Consider the following 21,219-nt stretch of genomic DNA (forward strand, 5'->3'; position numbering starts at 1 on the left):
GAATGTGGTTGTTTGCTGTTCATCCCAATGCGGACGAACCTAAAATAATGCGTGTTTATATCATATTCGCCCTGCGACGTCAGTATCACCGCGCGTCCGGGCTGAGGAAAGCGCGATTGTGCGGCCTGTCTCTGGCAACCGGATGAAAGGCTGTGTAAATTACCCGACCCTGAAGATTCGTAAACTGAAACAAGATAGGATGGCCGCCATGAACCATGTGCCGGAGTTACAGGATTTAGCTGATGATTTACCGCGCTTTGTCGGCGTACTGACGGCGTTCGCCGCAAAGTTACGTATCAATCTGAGCGAGTTTCACGCGGATCATATTTCAGTGCGTTGTCATCAGAACACCACGGCGGAACGCTGGAAAGCCGGGCTGGAACAGTGTGGCAGCCTGCTGAATGAAACCCTGATTAACGGACGGCCAATTTGTCTGTTCTCACTGAACGAACCTGTGCAGGTCGGGCCGCTGAGTATTGATCTGATCGAGTTGCCTTATCCCGGCGATAAACGTTATCCGCACGAAGGTTGGGAACATATTGAAATTGTCCTGCCGGGGGCTGAAGACGAATTATATACACGGGCGCTGGCGCTGATTGCCGATGAAGCGTTGATGACGCCCGGTGTTAAGCTGAAACAAAGTGCGCCAAAAGGGGAAAACGAGCGTTTGCCTAATCCGACGCTGGCAGTCACCGACGGATCTGTGACCATCAAATTTCACCCGCACAGCCTGCGGGCGATTGTCGCCAGCGAAAGGGATGAGGCTTAACGGTGCAGCGCCAGTAAGGCGGCATCCATGCGATCCAGCGCTTTTTCCAGTAATGCGCGCTGGCAGCCCAGATTGATACGTACGTAAGCCGGTGCGCCAAAATCGGCTCCGCCTGAGAAACCAACACCGGCTTCGACAAAGAAACGGTAAGGATCCTGCACCGGCAGTGCGCTGGCATCAATCCAGCCAAGGTAGGTGCCTTCCGGTGCCAGCATGCGTAAGCCCGGCATCGCGTTGATTCTGGTCGTCGCCAGTTCGCGGTTACCCCGCAGATAACTGAGCTGCGCGTTAAGCCATTCTTCGCCATCGCGATAAGCTGCGGTTGCCGCAACATACGCCAGAATGTTGACGTGCGGCATAATGCCTTTACTGGCTTCAAGGAATTTCCGGCGCAGTTCCGGGTCAGGGATAATCGCCATCGACGCGCCCAGACCGGCCAGGTTGAAAGTTTTGGACGGCGACATGAGCGTGATCGAACGCTGCTCAGCATCGGCATTGAGGGAAGCAAACGGGATATGTTTCAGGCCCGGCTCGAGGATCAGATCACAATGAATTTCATCCGAACATACCACCAGATCGTGACGTTGGGCGAAGGCCAGTTGTTCGAGTAATTCCTCGCGACGATACACTGTGCCACCGGGGTTATAGGGGTTGCAGAGCATCAGCAGCTTTTCGCTGCCATCGAGTACGTTTTCGGCACTGGAAAAATCGGCCACCCAGCGCTGTTGCTGTTCAGTTACATTAATGTATTTAAACTGACGGCCTTCAGACTGAGCCGCCTGCATAAATGGCGGATAAATGGGCATTGGCATCAGACTGGAATTTTGCTGTGCCACGGTGGCGCGAACGGCGACGTTTAATCCGCACACCAGACCCGGTAGCCAGACAATCCATTCGGGCTTAATTGTCCATTCGTAGCGATCCGCCAGACGTTTTACCACTAAATCAACCAGTTCCGGCGGTGTAAAACCATATCCGAAGACGCCTTCTGCAACGCGTTGCTGCAACTCTTTGATAACCTGTGGTGGAGAAGTAAAGTCGGTATCGGCCACCCAGAGCGGGATCACATCCTGATTATTGTATTTATTCCACTTAACGCTATCACTGTGACTGCGGTCTACCCATAAATCAAAATTGAGTGTCATAGTTAGCTTTCCTAAGCAAGCAGGTTGGGCGGGGATGCTCATCTCAAAGCCTACGCGACATGGCCGGTTACAGACAAGTGTTGTAGCATAATGCCGTAAACAGGAGAGATCACATGACTAAATTAGAAGTGTGTTGTTACAGCGTTGATTGTGCGTTGACAGCAGAACAGGCCGGGGCCGATCGTGTTGAATTGTGCGCCAGTCAGGCTGACGGCGGCATTACGCCGAGTTACGGCACTCTCCTTCTGGCGAGGGAAAAAGTGACCATCCCTGTACACCCGATTGTCCGTCCAAGGGGGGGTGACTTTTGCTACAGCCGAAGTGAATTTGAGGTGTTGAAAAGTGATATTGCCTGTATTCGCGATCTTGGTTATCCGGGGCTGGTTGTCGGCATGCTGGACGCGGAAGGGCACATAGATATGGCGAGAATGTGGGAAGTGATGGCGCTGTGCGGTGATATGGCCGTGACATTCCATCGTGCATTCGACATGTGTCTGAATCCGAAGATTGCACTGGAGCAATTGACTCAGTTAGGGGTGGCGCGCATTCTGACTTCCGGACAACAACAAAATGCCGAAGTCGGTTTACCGATGCTACGGGAACTGAATCAGCTAACGCGTGGTCCAATCATTATGGCTGGCGCGGGTGTGCGCCTGACGAATTTGCAGAAGTTCGTTGATATCGGGCTGAGCGAGTTACACAGCTCAGCAGGACGTCAGGTTAAATCCGCCATGCGCTACCGTAAAGCCGGTGTCACGATGAGCTCTGACACGGACTTTGATGAATTCAGTCGTTATTGCGTGGACGGCGATATTGTTGCCGCAATGAAAAGTACATTGCAGTTTGACGATGAAATATCCCGCACGGCGTGATAAATAAAAATTTAACCGGGTCACACGACCCTTATTGCGTCGCCCTGCGCAAGTACCAGGCCCCGTCATATTGGCGGGGCTTTTTTTATGCTCTTAAAAGCACTTGCAGAGGCGCTTTTTCTGACGGGCAAAACACTTCAGCCCCAGGTCAGCAGCGCCACACCGAACATTCCTGCTTTCACCACCAGGCACATCACAAAAAGACCTAAAACAATAACGGCGCGGTCCATGAGGAATCGAATTCTTCTGCGCATTGATTTCTCCACGAAATACTCGCGTACTGATAAATTGATCTGGACGAACTTATACACGAGATGCCAGGGATCAATCCAATGATAAAGCGTTAAAATGCGAAGCTTTACAAAGGGCTGTGGCAGACAGGGGGAGACTACTTCTCGTAAAAGTTTTTTATTTTTATCGCGACGTCAATATTTGCCCAGTGTAATTCGTTTTCCTGGTGCAGGCTGCTGCTGCCATCTTCCCAGGAAACGTAATACGACACGATGTTGTGCTCTGATTCAAAGGTATTCATCACGGTGCCTTTGATATCACCTGATACGTGTTTAACGATGCTGCCTTTTGGGAACTTCATACTTCCTCCCGTAACGCGAAAGACGATCTTTGTCATCACAACCGATAGCCTTCTGAAAGGTTAGACCTTTTTACTGCAGGATGTACAGCGTAACGCGACTGAAAGTGTGGGTTAAGTGCGGGCAATAACCTCCGGCAGACAGGGGACTGACTGACGGAGGTGAGAGGAAATTACGGCTTGCGGGCGATGAGCAAGGCGCGGCGCGGTGCCGGATAGCCTTCAATGGTTTTGGTCGGATCCTGCGGATCGAGGAATTCAGCCAGAGATTCGCTGGTCATCCAGTCGGTACGGCGTTGTTCTTCACATGTCGTGACGCTGACATCTGCAATACGCACATCGACAAAGCCGCATTTAATCAGCCAGTTTTTCAGGGCTGGTGCGGAAGGGATAAAATAGATATTCCCCATCTGTGCGTAACGGTCACCCGGTACCAGAACCTGTTCACTATCCCCTTCGACAACCAGTGTTTCCAGCACCAGTTCCCCTTCACTGACCAGCTGATTTTTCAGTTGCAGAAGATGATCTAAGGGTGAACGACGATGATACAGCACGCCCATAGAGAAAACGGTGTCAAACGCATTCAGCTCGGGTAATTGTTCGATGCCCAGCGGCAGTAAATGCGCGCGCTGATCGCCGCCCAGTAATTTACGCACCGCCTCGAACTGACACAGGAAAAGCTGCATCGGGTCGATACCCACGGCAAGATGGGCGCCTGCGCCAATCATGCGCCACATATGATAACCGCTGCCGCAGCCGACATCTAAAATCGTCCGCCCGACAAGGGATGAAATATGCGGCAGAACCCGATCCCATTTCCAGTCTGAACGCCATTCGGTATTGATTTCAACGTCGTACAGTGAAAACGGACCTTTACGCCATGGCATCATGTTGCGCAGCAGGTTTTCAATGCCTTCGCGCTGGCCTGCAGGCAACGGTATTTCCATACCTGCGCTGACGCCGTGCAGTAAATCCAGACGCTCGGGTTGCAGCAACGGCAGGCGGTCTACGGAGTTAAACCACAGTTTAAATTTGCCGTGCAGGGATTCTTTCTGCCACGCGGTTAGCTGTGAGGGCAGGGTATTGAGCCACGGACTCAGCGGCCCTTTAGCGATGACGCGATAAAAATCACCAAAATCAATCATTCTGCATCTCCGGCTTTCAGTGCAATCAGTGAGCCGAAATTAAAACACTGGAACCAGACTTCCGTGTGCTGGAAACCGGCCTGATGCAAACGGGCTTTATGGGTTTCAACGGAATCCGTCAGCATAACGTTTTCGAGCATGCTGCGTTTCTGGCTGATTTCCAGCTCGCTGTAGCCGTTTGCACGCTTGAAGTCGTGATGCATATTGAACAACAGTTCGCCGACGTCTTTGTCTTCAAAGCTGAATTTTTCTGACAGCACCAGCGCCGCACCCGGTCGCATTCCCTGATACACCTGATTGAGCAGACGCTGACGGTCTGCCGGTTCGAGGAATTGCAGGGTAAAGTTGAGCACCACCATGGAGGCGTTTTCCAGCCCGATATCCAGAATATCGGATTCAATCACGCTCACCGGCGTATCTGCACGGAAAGCGTCAATGTGGCGGCGGCAGCGTTCCACCATGGCGGGGGAGTTATCGACAGCAATAATTTGGCAGCCCGGCACCTTAATGTTACGACGCATCGACAGCGTGGCAGCACCCAGTGAACAACCCAGATCATAGACATTGGAGTCGGGCTGAACAAAGCGCTCCGCGAGCATGCCAATCATCGAAATAATGTTGGAATAGCCCGGGACAGAGCGTTGGATCATGTCGGGGAAAACTTCCGCGACGCGTTCATCGAACGTCCAGTCGCCAAGCTTATCTATTGGTGCAGAAAACAATCTATCGTGGTTTGCCATAGCGGTGAGTCAGGCCAAAAAGAATGTGGGTAAAAAGTTGAGGGCAGATTTTAGCAGATACTGGCGCAGGCAGATACCTGCGCGCCTTGGAGTTGTTTCAAAAGGACATCAAATTTATCGGGTAATGGCACAGTAATCAGTCAAAGTTCAAAAACTGTGACCATGGCAGATAAATAATATTGACCACGACCATCAGGACCAGCGAAATATAAGTGGCAGCCATGCCATTACGGCGCCAGGCAAATTCGCGGTTTTTGAGCCCGTAATAATGAAATAACCGGCCGAGGATCAGTAACAGGCCGCAGGCATGTACTGTCCAGATTGCCGCGCCGTTCATTTCCATATACAGCAACAGTAAACAGCCGATCGGCAGATATTCTACGGCGTTGCCGTGTACGCGGATGGCCGTTTGTAATTCATAGGATCCGCCGTCACCGGTGGCGATACGGTATTGCATCCGCAAACGGACAACATCGAAAGAGAGTTTGATTAAAAGTATGGCGGCAAGCACGACATATAACGCGCTAATCATGATGACTTCCTTGGTTATTCCCTGTTTTCCGGCGGAACGGCACTGATTTTCCGCTGCGTCACTATGATAACGGGATGACGTAAAACTGTCGTCAGAAAAACATGAATATTCTCAGAACAACGTGTCCTGTTCCGGCCAGTCCGGTGCGGGCTGAACCGAAGGAATATGCTGGCGCAGATCCTGCCACAGGCTGCGCGCCTGCTGGGGAGCGTCGGAACAATCAGGCGTATGAATGAACAGGTACGGCGACAATCCTTGTGATTGCCAGTCGCTGAGTTTGGTGATCCACTGACCGAACAGCGGGCGGTTCGCTTCGAGACTGTCGCCACCGATAAAGCGGACAATTGGCCGGGTGGATGTCGCCAGTGCATGCAGCGGCAAAACGGGTTTTTTACGTTTGGCTTCAAGCACCGCGTGTGTTTCGGATGTAGAGCTATGAACCGGGCGGCTGTCGAGGATCGCACGGTTAATGCCGCGCTGATGTAACCCCTGATTCAGTGCACGTTCCGCCTCGCCTTTTTTGAAGAAATCCGGATGACGAACTTCGACGCCATAATCGAAACCGGCGGGCAGGGCATCCAGGAACTGCCATAAGCGGTCAAGATGGACAGGCGCGAACGCTGCCGGAAGTTGCAGCCAGAGTTGCCCGGTGCGTCCGCCAAGCGGTTCAAGCGTGCGGTAAAACATACTGACGTCTTCCTGACAATTCGTCAGTGCCGCTTTATGGCTGATGTCGGAAGGAAATTTGAAACAAAAGCGGAAAGATTCAGGCGTCATATCACGCCAGCGCATCACCACTTCCTGTTTGGGCAGGGCGTAAAATGTCGTATTGCCTTCGACACAATTGAAGTACCGCGCGTAATCGGCCAGATCACGCAAACCCATCTTCGCCCAGGCGCTGTGGTGCCATTGCGGTAAACCAATATACATATCGGTGCTCCTTTTTTCCGGGCCGGATCCCAGGTAAAACGCCGCCTCAGCGGGCGGCGTTCAGGCATGGAAATCAGGGTAACGTTACGATGGCAACGCGGCAAGCACTTCGGCGGTGGAACGGACACGGCTGATACGCGGGAAAATAAACTGCATACTCGACTGATGATGATCATTATTGTGCGCGCTGCACGCATCTTCTGCGATCACCAGTTCATAGCCATGTTCCCAGGCATTACGGGCCGTTGATTCCACGCCGATATTGGTGGAAATACCGGCCAGTACGATGCTTTTAATGCCACGGCGACGCAGTTGTAAATCCAGGTCGGTGCCGTAAAACGCGCCCCATTGACGTTTGATCACCAGCAAATCGCTGTCGGTAACGTTCAGCTGTTCCGGGAATTCCCACCAGCTTGCCGGTAAACCGCCTTCCGGTGCGACAGAAGGCACATCCACCGGTTGCTTCAGCGCTTCGTCAAAGGAGTCAGACCAGCCTACGCGTACCATCACCACTGGCGCACCGAGTTGACGGAAACGGTTGGCCAGTTCAGTCGCGTTGTCCAGCACCTGCTGTGCGGTGTGCGGGCCGCCCGCGAACGGTAAAATCCCTTTCTGTAAGTCGATCAGTACCAGCGCGGTCGTTTTTGGATCAAGTTTCATGCTTAGCTCCTGGTTTTCAAAATAGGTAATAAGAGAAAGGAGTGATTTACTGCGTGTACAAAGGGGATGGCGCGAGTTTATGCTAACGCGGGGGGCAAAAAGATATAATTTTGTTAAATTATGTGTAGCTAGCAACAGGCATAAATTTCCGCGCCAGCGTTGACATGTTCGTACTTATCCTTCGCCGGAAATTCCTTTATAATAGCCGCCTTTTTTCGACCTGAATAAAACCCATTCCGCGCGCTGCTGAGTTTTGCGGCGGGCGACCAGAGTCAATAACCGTTTCTGTGCCTGTGAGCCATGAGGCCGGGTAGTGGGATCAAAAGGATACCGTTATGCGTACTGTATATTGTGGAAAACTGAATGCGTCCAATGTGGGCCAGAAAGTAACATTGTGTGGCTGGGTTAACCGCCGCCGCGATTTGGGTGGTTTAATTTTCATCGATATGCGTGACCGCGAAGGCATCGTCCAGGTTTTCTTCGACCCCGATCAGGCTGAAGCCTACAAGCTGGCGTCTGAACTGCGTAACGAGTTCTGCATCCAGCTAACCGGTATTGTGCGTGCACGCCCGGAAAGCCAGTTCAACAAAGACATGGCGACCGGTGAAGTGGAAGTCTTCGCCAGCAATCTGAACATCATTAACCGTTCAGAATCGCTGCCGCTGGACTCCAACCACGTCAACACTGAAGAAGCGCGTCTGAAATACCGCTATCTTGATTTGCGTCGTCCTGAAATGGCTAACCGACTGAAAGCACGCGCAAAAATCACCAGTTTTGTGCGCCGTTTCATGGACAGCCATGACTTCCTGGATATCGAAACTCCGATGCTGACCAAAGCCACGCCGGAAGGTGCGCGTGACTATCTGGTGCCAAGCCGTGTGCACAAAGGCAAGTTCTATGCCTTGCCGCAGTCTCCTCAGCTGTTCAAACAGCTGCTGATGATGTCCGGTTTTGACCGTTATTATCAGATCGTAAAATGCTTCCGTGATGAAGATTTACGTGCTGACCGTCAGCCTGAATTCACCCAGATCGATGTGGAAACTTCTTTCATGAGCGCAGAACAAGTGCGTGAAGTGATGGAGAAACTGGCCCGCGAACTGTGGCAGGAAGTGAAAGGCGTGGATCTGGGCGATTTCCCGGTCATGACTTTTGCAGAAGCGATGCGTCGTTACGGTTCTGATAAGCCGGACCTGCGCAACCCGATGGAAATGGTTGACGTTGCGGACCTGATGAAAAACATCGAGTTCAAAGTGTTTGCCGATCCGGCCAACGATCCGAAAGGCCGCGTGGCAGCATTACGTGTCCCTGGCGGTGCCTCCCTGAGCCGTAAACAAATCGACGAATACGCAAAATTCATCGAAATCTACGGTGCCAAAGGCCTGGCTTACATCAAAGTGAATGAGGTCGCGAAAGGCCTGGAAGGCATTCAGAGCCCGGTGGCTAAATTCCTGAATGAAGAATTGCTGTCTGCCCTGATTGAACGTACCGGTGCACAAGATGGCGACATGATCTTCTTCGGCGCAGCCAGCGCTAAGATTGTGACTGACGCCATGGGTGCACTGCGCCTTAAAGTCGGTCGTGACCTGAAAATCACCAAAGAAGACATGTGGGCTCCGCTGTGGGTGATCGACTTCCCGATGTTTGAAGACACCGATGAAGGCGGTCTGAGCGCTATGCACCACCCGTTCACTGCGCCGAAAGACATGACGGCTGAAGAGCTGGCTGCGAACCCGGTTTCTGCTATTGCTAACGCCTACGACATGGTCATCAACGGTTACGAAGTGGGCGGCGGTTCTGTGCGTATTCACCGCAGCGAAATGCAGCAGACGGTGTTCAGTATTCTGGGCATTAACGAGCACGAACAGCGCGAGAAATTCGGCTTCCTGCTCGATGCACTGAAATACGGTACGCCTCCGCACGCAGGCCTGGCATTTGGTCTGGATCGTCTGGTGATGTTGCTGACCGGAACGGATAACATCCGTGACGTAATCGCTTTCCCGAAAACGACCGCAGCGGCGTGTCTGATGACCGAAGCACCAAGTTTTGCCAACCCGGCGTCACTGCTGGAACTGGGCATTGCGGTTGTGGCTAAAAAAGAAGTGACACCCGACACAAATACAGAGAATAACTAATGAGCTATAAGCGTCCTGAGTCGATACTGTGCGTCATCTACGCCAGAAACACCGGCAGGGTGCTGATGCTTCAACGTAAGGATGACCCGGATTTCTGGCAGTCGGTGACCGGCAGTCTGGAAGACGGGGAATCCCCGAATCAAACCGTGCAGCGGGAAGTCATGGAAGAAGTCGGTATCGACATTGCAGGTGAAAACCTGCCGCTTCAGGACTGTAACCGCTGCGAGGATTTTGAAATATTTGCGCATTTGCGCCATCGCTATGCTCCCGGCGTGACCCGTAACAAAGAACATTGGTTCTGTCTGGCGTTACCCGACGAGCGTGATGTGGTTCTGACTGAACATCATGCGTACCGGTGGCTCGATAAACCGGCAGCGGCAGCGCTGACGGTCTCACCGAGCAACCAGCAGGCGATTGAAGAATTTGTAAACTATTCGGTCTGTTAAGACTTTAGACTTTTTGGAGATATTTATGGCAGGTCACAGTAAGTGGGCCAACACCAAGCACCGCAAAGCGGCGCAAGATTCTAAACGCGGCAAAATTTTCACCAAAATCATTCGTGAGCTGGTCACGGCTGCGCGTCTGGGCGGCGGTGATGCGGGTTCAAACCCACGTCTGCGTGCGGCTATCGATAAAGCGCTGTCCAACAACATGACCCGCGATACCCTGAACCGTGCTATCGCACGCGGTGTGGGCGGTGACGAAGACACCAACATGGAAACCATCATTTATGAAGGTTACGGCCCTGGTGGTTCAGCCATCATGGTGGAATGTCTGAGTGACAACCGTAACCGTACCGTGGCAGAAGTGCGTCATGCGTTCACCAAAACCGGGGGCAATCTGGGTACCGACGGTTCCGTGGCGTATCTGTTCTCCAAAAAAGGCGTGATCACTTTCGCACCGGGTCTGGATGAAGACGTGCTGATGGAAGCCGCGCTGGAAGCAGGCGCAGAAGACATCATTTCTTATGATGACGGCGCTATCGATGTGTTCACTGCCTGGGAGAATCTGGGCGAAGTGAAAGACGCGCTGGAAGCTGCCGGTTACAAAGCTGATTCCGCCGAAGTCACGATGATCCCATCGACCAAGGCCGACATGGATGCAGAAACTGCACCAAAACTGTTGCGCCTGATTGATATGCTGGAAGATTGTGACGATGTGCAGGAGGTTTACCACAACGGTGAAATCTCCGACGAGATCGCAGAAACGCTGTAATCTCTCTGCCAGCCGGTGGCTACCACCGGCTGGCTATCCTGTTGCCCCTCAGCAGTTTATACTCTCCCCAACTTTGTAAAAAACGACAACACAAGGCGTTAACTGGCTATGGCTATTATTCTGGGGATTGACCCCGGTTCGCGTATTACCGGCTATGGCATTATCCGCCAGACAGGACGTCAGCTCAGTTATCTCGGCAGCGGCTGTATCCGTACTGTCGTGGACGATATGCCGGGGCGTCTGAAACTGATTTACGCCGGTGTGTCGGAAATTATTACGCAATTTCAGCCTGATTTTTTTGCCATCGAATCGGTGTTTATGGCGAAGAATGCCGATTCTGCGTTAAAACTTGGCCAGGCGCGCGGTGCCGCCATTGTGGCCGCCGTTAATCAGGACCTGCCGGTCTTTGAGTATGCCGCGAGGCAGGTCAAACAGACCGTCGTCGGTACCGGTGCCGCAGAAAAAACGCAGGTTCAGCATATGGTGCGTTCAATCCTGAAATTACCGGCGAATCCGCAGGCAGATGCCGCCGATGCGCTGGCAATTGCGATAACACATTGTCATATGAGCCAGAATGCTATCCGGCTCAGCAGTGACAAATTACAAATGGCGCGCGGACGTATGCGATAGCGGCGGTGCGTTCGTTGGGCTGGATATTCATCCAGCCTTTTTTATGATATAAACATCGCTGCTTTTGACCTGATAAGGAAAATGAACGTGATAGGCAGACTACGAGGCATTATTCTGGAAAAACAGCCCCCATTGGTGCTGCTTGAAACCCAAGGCGTTGGCTATGAAGTGCATATGCCGATGACCTGTTTTTATGAATTGCCGGAACTGGGCCAGGAAGCTATCATATTCACGCAATTTATCGTCCGTGAAGATGCCCAGCTGCTCTATGGATTTAACGATAAACAAGAGCGCGCGCTGTTCCGTGAACTGATCAAAGTGAACGGAGTCGGACCCAAGCTGGCGCTGGCGATCTTGTCAGGTATGTCGGCTCAGCAATTTGTCAGTGCGGTAGAAAAGGAAGAAATCACCGCATTAATTAAGTTACCGGGCGTCGGTAAGAAAACGGCAGAACGTCTGGTTGTCGAAATGAAAGACCGGTTTAAAGGATTAAACGGTGATCTATTTAACAGTCATACTGATATCACGTTACCTGCATCGTCGTCGAAAGCTCAGGAATCTGACGCCGAAGGCGAAGCCGTTGCAGCACTGATTTCCCTCGGATACAAACCCCCAGAAGCCAGCCGTATGATCAGCAAAGTTGCCAAACCGGGCGCCGAATCTGAAACGCTAATTAGAGAAGCGCTGCGCGCGGCGCTGTGAGGTAAACGATGATTGAAGCTGACCGCCTGATATCTTCTGAAGTCTTCAGTGAAGAAGAAGTCATCGACCGTGCAATCCGCCCGAAGCTGCTCAACGAATACGTCGGTCAGCCTCACGTGCGTTCGCAAATGGAAATCTTTATTCAGGCGGCCAAGCAACGCAAAGACGCGCTCGATCACCTGTTGATTTTCGGACCGCCGGGACTGGGTAAAACCACGCTGGCTAATATCGTGGCGAATGAAATGGGCGTGAATTTACGGACCACTTCAGGGCCGGTGCTGGAAAAAGCCGGTGACCTGGCCGCGATGCTGACCAACCTCGAGCCACACGATGTGCTTTTCATTGATGAAATCCACCGTCTCTCACCGGTCGTCGAAGAAATTCTGTATCCGGCGATGGAGGACTATCAGCTGGATATCATGATTGGTGAAGGGCCTGCGGCACGTTCCATCAAACTTGATTTACCGCCGTTTACCCTGATTGGTGCGACGACCCGCGCCGGTTCACTGACGTCACCGTTACGTGACCGTTTCGGGATTGTGCAGCGTCTCGAGTTTTATCAGGTGGCGGATTTACAGCACATTGTCGGGCGCAGTGCGTTATGCCTTGGGCTGGAGTTGTCGGAAGAGGGCGCGCATCAGATTGCCCGCCGTTCACGCGGAACGCCGCGTATCGCCAACCGTCTGTTGCGCCGTGTGCGTGACTTTGCCGAAGTTAAAGGCGACGGCACCATCAACGGTGATGTGGCCAACGACGCGCTGGATATGCTGGATGTCGACGCGGAAGGTTTCGATTACATGGACCGCAAACTGCTGCTGGCGATTATCGACAAGTTCACCGGCGGACCGGTCGGGCTGGATAACTTAGCGGCGGCGATCGGTGAAGAACGCGAGACGATTGAAGACGTGATCGAACCTTTCCTGATCCAGCAGGGGTTTATTCAGCGCACACCGCGCGGACGCATGGCGACCAATCATGCCTATAAGCATTTTGGTATCGTCAGAGAGACTGAGTAACAACGCTTTGTATGCATGAAAAACGGACGCTCAGGGCGTCCGTTTCGCTTTTCATCATCCGTGGTTACTGATTGACGTCGCACCGGCTGACCATCCGCCAGTCGCGGGGCAATTCCCGCACTTCGCCGGCCAGCGTGATTTTGCCACGCGCATGAATATCCCTGCTCGACGACCCTACCTGTACCTCGACAAAACCCGGTTCGACGATACGCTTACCGGCGTTACTGGTGAAATTGAGCATATCGGTGGGGATGCTGAAACTGAGCGTTGCCGTTTGCCCGGCGTCCAGTTCAACGCGTTCGAAAGCTTTCAGTTCCTGCACCGGACGCACCAGTGATGCCACGCAGTCGCGCAGATAAACCTGCACCACTTCGCTGCCCGCTTGCTTACCGGTATTGGTCACTTGTATCTGCACCTCAATGTCGCCATTTTCGATGGCGACAGGATGCTGACTGAGCTGAAAATCATGATAACGGAACGTGGTGCCGCTCAGTCCGTAACCAAACGGATATTTTGCACCAAAGTGGAATGCAACCGGCGTGCCGCCACTTTTCAGCTTGTGATTGTAATAATAGGGCATTGCACCGGCGCTTTTCGGCACGGAAAGCACCAGCCTTCCGGACGGAGCCTCTTTGCCGCTGAGGATGTCGCTGATGGCGCATCCACCTTCCTGACCGGGGGCAAACGCCATAAGATATCCTGCGACTTTTTCTTCCAGTCCGCCGAGCGAATACGGCCGCCCGCCGGTCATCACCACAACGGTCGGTTTGCCGGTGGCGATGACCTCTTCCAGCAACTGTTGCTGAACGCCAGGCAATTTCAGGCTGTCAGTATCAGAACCTTCTCCTACTGTGCCGCTCTGGAACAATCCGGCCAGATCGCCGACAAATACCAGTGCGACGTCACTCTCCTGCGCCAGTTTAACCGCCTGCGGAATAAGTATGGTGCTTTGTGAGACCGGTGAGTTTTGCATCGGGGTTCCTGCATCGCCGGGGAATACCGGCGCACCGGCGGTGCGTTTTTCGAGAATATGGCATCCTTTGGCATAACGGATATTTTGTTCACCGTAAGCGTCGCGCAAAGCCTGTAACGGCGTAATGACCTGTTCTGTCTGCGCTTGCATTTCGCTGATGATCAGATGCACCGGGAAGCTGTAACCGCTGAGTAAGGCCAGCGGATCATCTGCCGTCGGGCCTATTACCGCAATTTTCTGGCCAGATGTCGGTTTCAGCGGCAGGATGCCATTATTTTCCAGTAAGGTGATGGATCGCACAGCCGCTTTCCGGGCCAGTGCCCGTGTGGCAGGTTGCTGCAGTTGCGGCTGAAGTTCGCTGACATAAGGTTGTTCAAACAGCCCGAGACGGAATTTTTCGGTCAGTATGCGGGCAACAATTTCGTCAATCTTCACCATATCAATCAGGCCACGTGAAACGGCATCTGCCAGATGCTGCGCGCAGTCACCTTTCGGTAATTCAATATCCAGACCCGCATTAAACGATAAAGCGGCAGACTCGGCATCGTCATGGCTGACGCCGTGATGCTGATGCAGCAGACTGACGCCGCCGTAATCGGCAACAATCAGGCCGTCGAATCCCCATTGTTCACGTAAAATTTCGGTCAGCAGGAAATGATCGCTGTGGCACGGCTGTCCATCAATATCGTGATAAGCCGGCATGACGGAACCGGCATTTGCCAGTTTCACCGCCATCTCAAAGGGCAGCAGAAACGTGTCATTCAGTTCGCGAAACCCCAGATGTACAGGCGCATGGTTACGCGCGCCTTCGCTGAAAGAGTGCCCGACGTAATGTTTCAGTGTTGCCAGCAGGTCACGCTTTTCACCCTGTAAGCCGCGTACATAAGCCGTTGCCATCACGCCGACCAGATACGGGTCTTCACCAAAGGTTTCTTCGGTACGTCCCCAGCGCACATCGCGTGACACATCCAGCACCGGCGCCAGCCCCTGATGACAACCTACGCTTTGCGCTTCCTCACGGATAGCGGCGGCAATCTGCTCCATTAATTGCGGATCCCAGGTTGAGGCATAGCACAGGGATGAGGGAAACAACGTGGCATCTTTACACAGCAGACCCACCAGACATTCCTCGTGGAACATCGCCGGGATGCCCAGCCTCGTTTCTTCCACCAGAGTTTTTTGCAGCCGGTTCAGCGCTTGTCTGCCTTCAGCCGGGCTCACCACGTGGGTGCCAAGCGGGCGGGTAATTTGCCCGGCACCCAGTGCCAGTTGCTGTTCCAGTCCCTGACTCTGTTTATGCCCGGCAAAGTCATCGCTCAGGTCGGTACGTTCTTTGTGATTGCCGTGGCTGTCGAGGATCAGCCAGAACGCATGCATCTGGGCGAATTTTTCCTCCGGCGTCATACGGGCCAGAAGATCGGCGACGCGGCTGGATACGGGTTGGGAAGCATCCTGATAAAGATAAGTCATCTTGCATCTCCTTGATTAATCAAAGGCCGGGAACCGCTGAGCACGGGTTCCTCTGCGCCTGCGAAAGAACGTCGCGTTGCGAGGGAGGAGGCGATAGTTTGCATTGTGCGGTTGTTGAGTTTGTAGATGAAAAGCAGGGCGGCCATCAGCAGGAATAGCGCACACGGCACCAGTGTGAACAGTGAATTAATGGTTAACATTACCGGCGCACTTTGCGTGGCACCGTTCGGCAGGTAATCGACCATACCGAGCACCCAGCCGACAATAGCTCCACCCAGTGCCAGTCCGAATTTAATGGCAAACAGCGCCGTGGAGAATACCAGCCCGTCAAGCCGCCGGCCGGTGCGGGATTCTTCATGATCTACGACGTCTGAGAACATTGTCCATTGCAACGGCGTGGTAAGGTTTTGGATAAAACTGAACACCAGATTGAGGGCGAAAATAAGGCCAATGGACGGCGAAGGAACAAAGAAAATAGCTGCGTTGCAGATCACAAAGGTCAGGATTGTCCATTGATAGGATTTAATCCGGTCGAATTTACCTAATAATTTCTCAGACAGTAAGGCACCCAATAATGAGGCGATCATACCGAAAACAATAAAATTAAATACCAGATCCGGACGGGCCAGCACATATTTCACGTAATACAGCGTGGCGGAACCCCGGATAACCACGGCGCACAGCAGCAAAATATTAAAAATAAAAACAATGCGCCATTGTGAATTATTCCACAGCAATTTCAGGTCGCTCAGCATTGAACCGGACGTATCATTACGTGGCTGATAACGCTCCCGCGTCAGCCCGAAACAACAGAAAAATAATACGATACCTAGCAGTCCCATCAGGCTCATGGCATAGAAGTAGCCTTTCTGCGGATTACCGGCACCGAGTTTTTCCACCAGTGGCAGGGCGATCACCGTGACCACCAGGCCGCCGATAAATGACAACCCGAAGCGCCACGATTGCAGTGAATGGCGTTCGCGTGGATCGAGCGTTAACGCCCCCGGCATCGCACAATACGGCACATTGATGGCGGAATATACCAGGCTTAGTAAAGTATAAGTCACTGCTGCATAAATAATTTTACCGGTTGGCGATATATCAGGCACATAAAATGTGATCAGGCAACAGACACCAAACGGGATCGCAAACCACAGCAGCCACGGGCGGAATTTCCCGTAGCGCGTCGTGGTGCGGTCAACCAGCGCGCCGATGCAGGGATCGACACAGGCGTCCACGGCACGAACCACTAAAAATAGCGTGCCCATAATCGCGGCGGGTAAACCAAAAACATCCGTATAGAAATAAGCGAGAAACAAGGTCGCTGTTTGCCAGACCAGCGCACTGGCCATATCGCCGAGTCCGTAGCCAATCTTATCTTTCACTGAAAGAACCGGAGTGATCATCATTATTTGTTACCTGCTTTCTGTAAGGAGAGATAACCGACGGAAAATAATTATTAATGTCTTTAACGAAAGAAAGATAAATAACCTGAGGAAGTCAATTGATGCCAAAAGTATTGTGAATAGAACCAAGGTAAACAATTGAGGAAACGAATATATAAATTACGTTTTTTGATTTTGTTTTTTATTTGTGAACGGGATCAAACTGATCATTGCCACCGGAGACATGAAAGGCGGTATATGTCTGACAAAACCGCCGCAGGACATGATTGTGCCGGAGATTATCGCCGGTGAACGGGCTGAGACGATGGTTTTATAAAGCTTCCCGCCAGCGGAAATAACCGGTTACCGCTTTTAATGCGGCGGATAACTGGCGGTGGCCGGGGTAGTAGAGAAAGAATCCGGGAAAAGTGACCGACCAGTCTTCAAGTACCCGGATCAGCTTACTTTCTGCCACCAGCGCATCATGTTCTGCACTCTGTGCGCTGTAAACCAGCCCGGCGCCGTCGAGTGCAATGCGGGTCATCATGCTGACGCTGTCGACCACCAGTGGCCCCCTGACGGGCACAGCCACCTGTCGCCCGTCTTTTTCAAACTCCCAGCGATAGAGCGAACCGCTGGCAATTTCCCGACGACCAATGCAGGCATGATTTTTCAAATCGGCAGGCGTTCGGGGTTGCGGATGTCGTGCGAAATAATCCGGCGAACCGTACACCGCAGAGTGAAAATCGGCAGTCAGGCGTACAGCATTCATGTCTTGCTGAACATCGCCCCGGATGCGCACTCCCGCATCAAAACCCTCACTGATGATGTCCACAAAACCGTCATTGGTGGCAAGTTCGAGCGTGATATCCGGAAACTGCTGACAAAATTCACGCAACTGTGGCAGGAAAACCATTTCGGCGGCGATGCGCGGCGTATTAATACGCACCGTGCCTTTCGGTATTTCCCTGAAAGCATTGACATTTTCCACCGCGCCGGAGATGGCCAACAATGCCGGAGCGATGTCCGCCAGCAGGGCGATACCCGCTTCGGTTGGCGACACCTGCCGCGTGGTGCGGTTCAGCAACCGTACACCCAGACGCTCTTCCAGGGACCGTAAGGAATGACTCAGCGTTGAAGCCGTTAAATTCAGCCGCGCCGCAGCTTTGCGGAAACTCTTCTCTTCCGCTATGGCGACAAAAGCGGTCAGTTCTCCAAATTCGCAGGGGCGCATGAGTTTCCTGTTGATGAATGTGAGCCAGTAAAGCATGCGATATAGCATGGCTTATTTACATCAATCAATCCACTTATAGTCAGGTCTCGGTACGGAACATTCATCCACGGGAGAAAACATGTCTCAGATATTACGGTTACAGGGTCGGGTTGCGCTGGTCACCGGCGGCGGTTCAGGCATCGGGCGGGCGGCCGCACTGGCATTTTCACGCGATGGGGCGAACGTCGTGGTGGCAGGCAGACGGGAAACAGAACTGCAGGAAACGGTGATGATGATCCGCGAACGCGGCGGTGATGCTCTGGCGGTGCCGACCGATGTGTCAGACAGCGCACAGGTCCGGCATCTTATTGCCGCGACGCTGGCACAGTACGGGCGGCTGGACGCCGCGTTTAATAACGCGGGTGTGGAAGGCTTTGCGCCGGTCAGTGACATGACAGAAGCAGAATTTGACCGGGTGATTGCCACTAATCTGAAAGGCGTCTGGCTGTCAGTGAAATATCAGCTGGAAGCCATGACCGCCGCTGGGCGTGGCGGCGCGATTGTGAATACCTCTTCCTGGCTGGCGCACGGAGCAAGTATTGGCTCTGCGGCGTATTCCGCCAGCAAAGGCGGACTTGACGCGATGATCCGCGCTATAGCACTGGAAACCGGTGCGCAGAATATCCGCATCAATAACGTTAATCCCGGCATTATCGATACCCCCATGGCGCGGCGGCTGGGAGCCAATGAAGAAACGCTGATCCCTTTTGTGCGGCTGACCCCGGCGGGGCGCGTGGGCCAACCGGCAGATGTCGGCGACGTGGTGGCGTGGCTGTGCAGCGATGAAGCGAGGTTTGTGACCGGTCAGAATCTGCTGGTGGATGGTGGATTCACGGTGGCGGGGTTGCGCTAGATAAGACGAAAAGAGACGGAGGCTCAGGGACGGGCGTCTGTCTGCATAAAATCTGAAGCCGATCACAATTTCATCATCCGGCAGATATTACGACTTGTTTCTGTTTACGATTCGCCAGAGAATCCGGTTCAGAAAGCAGGATTGTTACTGTCTGACAGGCAAAACCTAAATTTCTCATTTCTTTGTGTATCGCAAAGAATCGGGAAATTTAGGTTTTTTTTTGGCCTGAATTCAGGGGCCGGCCGCCCCTTTGAAACACAACGGCAATGTCGTGCACGACGCCATTACTCTGATGAGATGACACTATGGAATACAGAACATTAGCCGATGAAATTCTCCGCGGAGTGGGCGGAAAGGACAACGTTAACAGTGTGGTGCATTGCGCCACCCGCTTACGTTTTAAACTCAAAGACACCCGTAAAGCCGATGCAGCCGGGCTGAAAGAAAATCCGGGCGTAATCATGGTGGTCGAGAGCGGCGGTCAGTTTCAGGTGGTGATCGGCAACCACGTCGGTGCAGTGTATGACGCGCTGGTGAAAGGCAGCGCGCTTTCCGACAGCGGTGACGACGACACCGGCGAAAAAGACAGTTTGTTTGCAAGAGCCATCGATGTCATCTCAGGCATCTTCACGCCGTTTATTGGCATTATGGCCGCATCAGGGATCCTGAAAGGTTTTCTGGCACTGGCGCTGGCCTGCGGCTGGATGGTGCCGGAAAGCGGGACCTATAAAGTCTGGTTCGCCGCCAGCGACGCTATGTTCTATTTCTTCCCGCTGGTGATCGGTTATACCGCCGGTAAAAAATTCGGCGGTAACCCGTTTGTGACCATGATGATTGGCGGCGCGATGGTGCATCCGCTGATGATTGCCGCCTTTAATGCACAGCAGCCTGGCGCACAGGGTGAGCATTTCTTCGGCATCCCGCTGGTCTTTATCAATTATACCTCTTCGGTTATCCCGGTGATCCTGGCCGCGTGGGCATCAAGCTGGCTGGAAAAGCGGGCAATGAAAATTTTGCCCGGCGCGCTGCGTAACTTTATTACACCATTGATCTGCCTGATGGTGATTGTGCCGCTGACATTCCTGGTTATCGGTCCGGTGGCGACCTGGGCCAGTCAGCAACTGGCCAATGGCTACCAGTTTGTTTATCACGTCAGCCCGATGGTCGCGGGTGCCTTTATGGGTGCGCTGTGGCAGGTGTGTGTGATCTTCGGTCTGCACTGGGGGCTGGTGCCGCTGATGATCAACAACTTCAGCGTGCTCGGCCATGACACCATGCTTCCGCTGTTACTGCCTGCGGTGATGGGGCAGGTCGGTGCGGTCGCTGGTGTGATGCTGCGCACCAAAGATGCCCGTACCAAAGCGCTGGCAGGGTCGGCGATCAGCGCCGGGATTTTCGGTATTACTGAACCGGCGGTCTATGGCATCACCTTGCCGCATCGCCGTCCGTTCATTTTCGGCTGCATCGGCGGGGCGCTGGGCGCGGCGATCCTCGGCTATTTCCAGACGACTGCCTACTCCTTCGGTTTCCCCAGTATTTTCACCTTCACCCAAATTATTCCGCCGGCAGGGTTTAATAACACGGTGACGGCGGCGATTGCCGGCACCCTGATTGCCATACTGTTTGCCGCACTGGCGACTTATTTCTTCGGGATGAAAGAAGAAGCGGTCGCACCGGCAGTCAGCGAAAAGGCCAAAGCGGAAGCCATCCAGGCACCGCGTGGCAAAACGCTGGTCGCCAGCCCGATGAGCGGTCCGTGTATCGCGCTCGATACTGTGAAAGATCCGACATTTGCCAGCGGGTTGCTGGGTAAAGGTGTGGCCATTGTGCCTGTCAGCGGAAGAGTCGTGTCACCGGTGGATGGCACGGTGGTTTCACTGTTCAAAACCCATCACGCCATCGGAATTGAATCGGAAAGCGGCGCAGAAATTTTGATCCACGTCGGCATCGACACCGTGAAACTCGACGGCAAATTCTTTACGCCACACGTTGCTGTCGATGCGGTGGTGAAACAGGGTGATCTGCTTCTGGAATTCGATTTGCAGGGCATTACGGATGCGGGTTATGACCTGACTACCCCAGTGATTGTCACCAACAGCGATGATTATCTTGACGTCATTCCGGCCGGTGTCGGGCAGGATGCCCGCGAACAGACCCCTTTACTGACTTTATTACGCTAACGAACAGA

Annotated in this window: 20 protein-coding genes; 10 read left to right on the forward strand and 10 right to left on the reverse strand. The window is 53.1% G+C overall.

Annotated elements, in window-relative coordinates; translation table 11 throughout:
• Nucleotides 1-199: 199 nt before the first annotated feature.
• Nucleotides 200-769 (forward strand): VOC family protein, encoded by a 570-nt coding sequence (locus ETV65_RS09600; RefSeq protein WP_165383724.1) that lies wholly within the window; start codon nt 200-202, stop codon nt 767-769.
• Here ETV65_RS09600 and ETV65_RS09605 read toward each other — a convergent pair.
• Nucleotides 766-1,914, reverse strand: a complete 1,149-nt coding sequence (locus tag ETV65_RS09605) for a PatB family C-S lyase (RefSeq protein ID WP_129952641.1) — start codon at nt 1,912-1,914, stop codon at nt 766-768. The genes ETV65_RS09600 and ETV65_RS09605 overlap by 4 nt on opposite strands.
• Before the next feature lie 113 nt (nt 1,915-2,027).
• Here ETV65_RS09605 and cutC point away from each other — a divergent pair, with 113 nt between their 5' ends.
• Nucleotides 2,028-2,786, forward strand: a complete 759-nt coding sequence (cutC, locus tag ETV65_RS09610) for a copper homeostasis protein CutC (protein ID WP_129952642.1) — start codon at nt 2,028-2,030, stop codon at nt 2,784-2,786.
• A gap of 388 nt (nt 2,787-3,174) precedes the next feature.
• Here cutC and ETV65_RS09615 read toward each other — a convergent pair whose 3' ends face one another.
• The 6 genes from ETV65_RS09615 to ETV65_RS09640 all read right to left on the reverse strand — a co-directional run bounded on the left by ETV65_RS09615 (nt 3,175) and on the right by ETV65_RS09640 (nt 7,382).
• Nucleotides 3,175-3,378, reverse strand: a complete 204-nt coding sequence (locus ETV65_RS09615) for a hypothetical protein (RefSeq protein ID WP_129952643.1) — start codon at nt 3,376-3,378, stop codon at nt 3,175-3,177.
• A 170-nt stretch (nt 3,379-3,548) separates the two neighbouring features.
• Nucleotides 3,549-4,520, reverse strand: coding sequence for a tRNA 5-methoxyuridine(34)/uridine 5-oxyacetic acid(34) synthase CmoB (gene cmoB / locus ETV65_RS09620; protein WP_129952644.1), 972 nt, complete (start codon nt 4,518-4,520; stop codon nt 3,549-3,551).
• A complete protein-coding gene (gene cmoA, locus ETV65_RS09625) occupies nt 4,517-5,260 on the reverse strand; it encodes a carboxy-S-adenosyl-L-methionine synthase CmoA (protein ID WP_129952645.1) in 744 nt (247 codons plus the stop codon). Before cmoA ends, cmoB begins: the two co-directional genes overlap by 4 nt.
• Nucleotides 5,261-5,396: 136 nt before the next feature.
• On the reverse strand, nt 5,397-5,792 hold the full coding sequence (locus tag ETV65_RS09630) for an MAPEG family protein (RefSeq protein WP_095922388.1): 396 nt from the start codon (nt 5,790-5,792) through the stop codon (nt 5,397-5,399).
• A 111-nt stretch (nt 5,793-5,903) separates the two neighbouring features.
• Nucleotides 5,904-6,722 carry a DUF72 domain-containing protein gene (locus tag ETV65_RS09635; RefSeq protein WP_129952646.1) on the reverse strand — a complete coding sequence of 273 codons (819 nt, stop codon included), beginning with the start codon at nt 6,720-6,722 and terminating at the stop codon, nt 5,904-5,906.
• Between the two features lie 84 nt (nt 6,723-6,806).
• Nucleotides 6,807-7,382, reverse strand: a complete 576-nt coding sequence (locus tag ETV65_RS09640; RefSeq protein WP_129952647.1) for a hydrolase — start codon at nt 7,380-7,382, stop codon at nt 6,807-6,809.
• Nucleotides 7,383-7,717: 335 nt separating this feature from the next.
• On the opposite strand from ETV65_RS09640, the gene aspS reads away from it, so the two are divergent.
• The 6 genes from aspS to ruvB all read left to right on the forward strand — a co-directional run bounded on the left by aspS (nt 7,718) and on the right by ruvB (nt 13,077).
• Nucleotides 7,718-9,514 carry an aspartate--tRNA ligase gene (aspS, locus tag ETV65_RS09645; RefSeq protein ID WP_129952648.1) on the forward strand — a complete coding sequence of 599 codons (1,797 nt, stop codon included), beginning with the start codon at nt 7,718-7,720 and terminating at the stop codon, nt 9,512-9,514.
• Entirely contained in the window at nt 9,514-9,960 is a 447-nt protein-coding gene (nudB, locus tag ETV65_RS09650; RefSeq protein WP_129952649.1) for a dihydroneopterin triphosphate diphosphatase, read from the forward strand. Before aspS ends, nudB begins: the two co-directional genes overlap by 1 nt.
• A 25-nt stretch (nt 9,961-9,985) precedes the next feature.
• Nucleotides 9,986-10,729, forward strand: coding sequence for a YebC/PmpR family DNA-binding transcriptional regulator (locus tag ETV65_RS09655; RefSeq protein WP_013575035.1), 744 nt, complete (start codon nt 9,986-9,988; stop codon nt 10,727-10,729).
• 108 nt (nt 10,730-10,837) lie between these two features.
• Nucleotides 10,838-11,359, forward strand: coding sequence for a crossover junction endodeoxyribonuclease RuvC (gene ruvC / locus ETV65_RS09660; RefSeq protein WP_120133488.1), 522 nt, complete (start codon nt 10,838-10,840; stop codon nt 11,357-11,359).
• An 87-nt stretch (nt 11,360-11,446) separates the two neighbouring features.
• Nucleotides 11,447-12,061, forward strand: coding sequence for a Holliday junction branch migration protein RuvA (gene ruvA / locus ETV65_RS09665; protein ID WP_129952650.1), 615 nt, complete (start codon nt 11,447-11,449; stop codon nt 12,059-12,061).
• Between the two features lie 8 nt (nt 12,062-12,069).
• A complete protein-coding gene (gene ruvB, locus ETV65_RS09670) occupies nt 12,070-13,077 on the forward strand; it encodes a Holliday junction branch migration DNA helicase RuvB (protein ID WP_129952651.1) in 1,008 nt (335 codons plus the stop codon).
• 64 nt (nt 13,078-13,141) lie between these two features.
• Here the strand turns inward: ruvB and ETV65_RS09675 are convergent, their stop codons facing one another.
• From ETV65_RS09675 to ETV65_RS09685, 3 genes are all read right to left on the reverse strand, one after another.
• Entirely contained in the window at nt 13,142-15,520 is a 2,379-nt protein-coding gene (locus ETV65_RS09675; RefSeq protein WP_129952652.1) for a glycoside hydrolase family 3 N-terminal domain-containing protein, read from the reverse strand.
• Nucleotides 15,517-16,929: an MFS transporter gene (locus ETV65_RS09680; RefSeq protein WP_129952653.1), complete on the reverse strand. Its 1,413-nt coding sequence runs from the start codon at nt 16,927-16,929 to the stop codon at nt 15,517-15,519. The genes ETV65_RS09675 and ETV65_RS09680 overlap by 4 nt, the downstream gene beginning before the upstream one ends.
• 307 nt (nt 16,930-17,236) lie before the next feature.
• Complete coding sequence (locus ETV65_RS09685) at nt 17,237-18,139, reverse strand: LysR family transcriptional regulator (protein ID WP_129952654.1); 903 nt, start codon at nt 18,137-18,139, stop codon at nt 17,237-17,239.
• A gap of 118 nt (nt 18,140-18,257) precedes the next feature.
• On the opposite strand from ETV65_RS09685, the gene ETV65_RS09690 reads away from it, so the two are divergent.
• A complete protein-coding gene (locus tag ETV65_RS09690; protein WP_129952655.1) occupies nt 18,258-19,031 on the forward strand; it encodes a glucose 1-dehydrogenase in 774 nt (257 codons plus the stop codon).
• A 305-nt stretch (nt 19,032-19,336) separates the two neighbouring features.
• Nucleotides 19,337-21,211 carry a PTS beta-glucoside transporter subunit IIABC gene (bglF, locus tag ETV65_RS09695; protein WP_129952656.1) on the forward strand — a complete coding sequence of 625 codons (1,875 nt, stop codon included), beginning with the start codon at nt 19,337-19,339 and terminating at the stop codon, nt 21,209-21,211.
• Nucleotides 21,212-21,219: the final 8 nt, after the last annotated feature.

Source organism: Rahnella sp. RFA10(1/100), from assembly GCF_004195115.1.
GTDB lineage: Bacteria > Pseudomonadota > Gammaproteobacteria > Enterobacterales > Enterobacteriaceae > Rahnella > Rahnella perminowiae.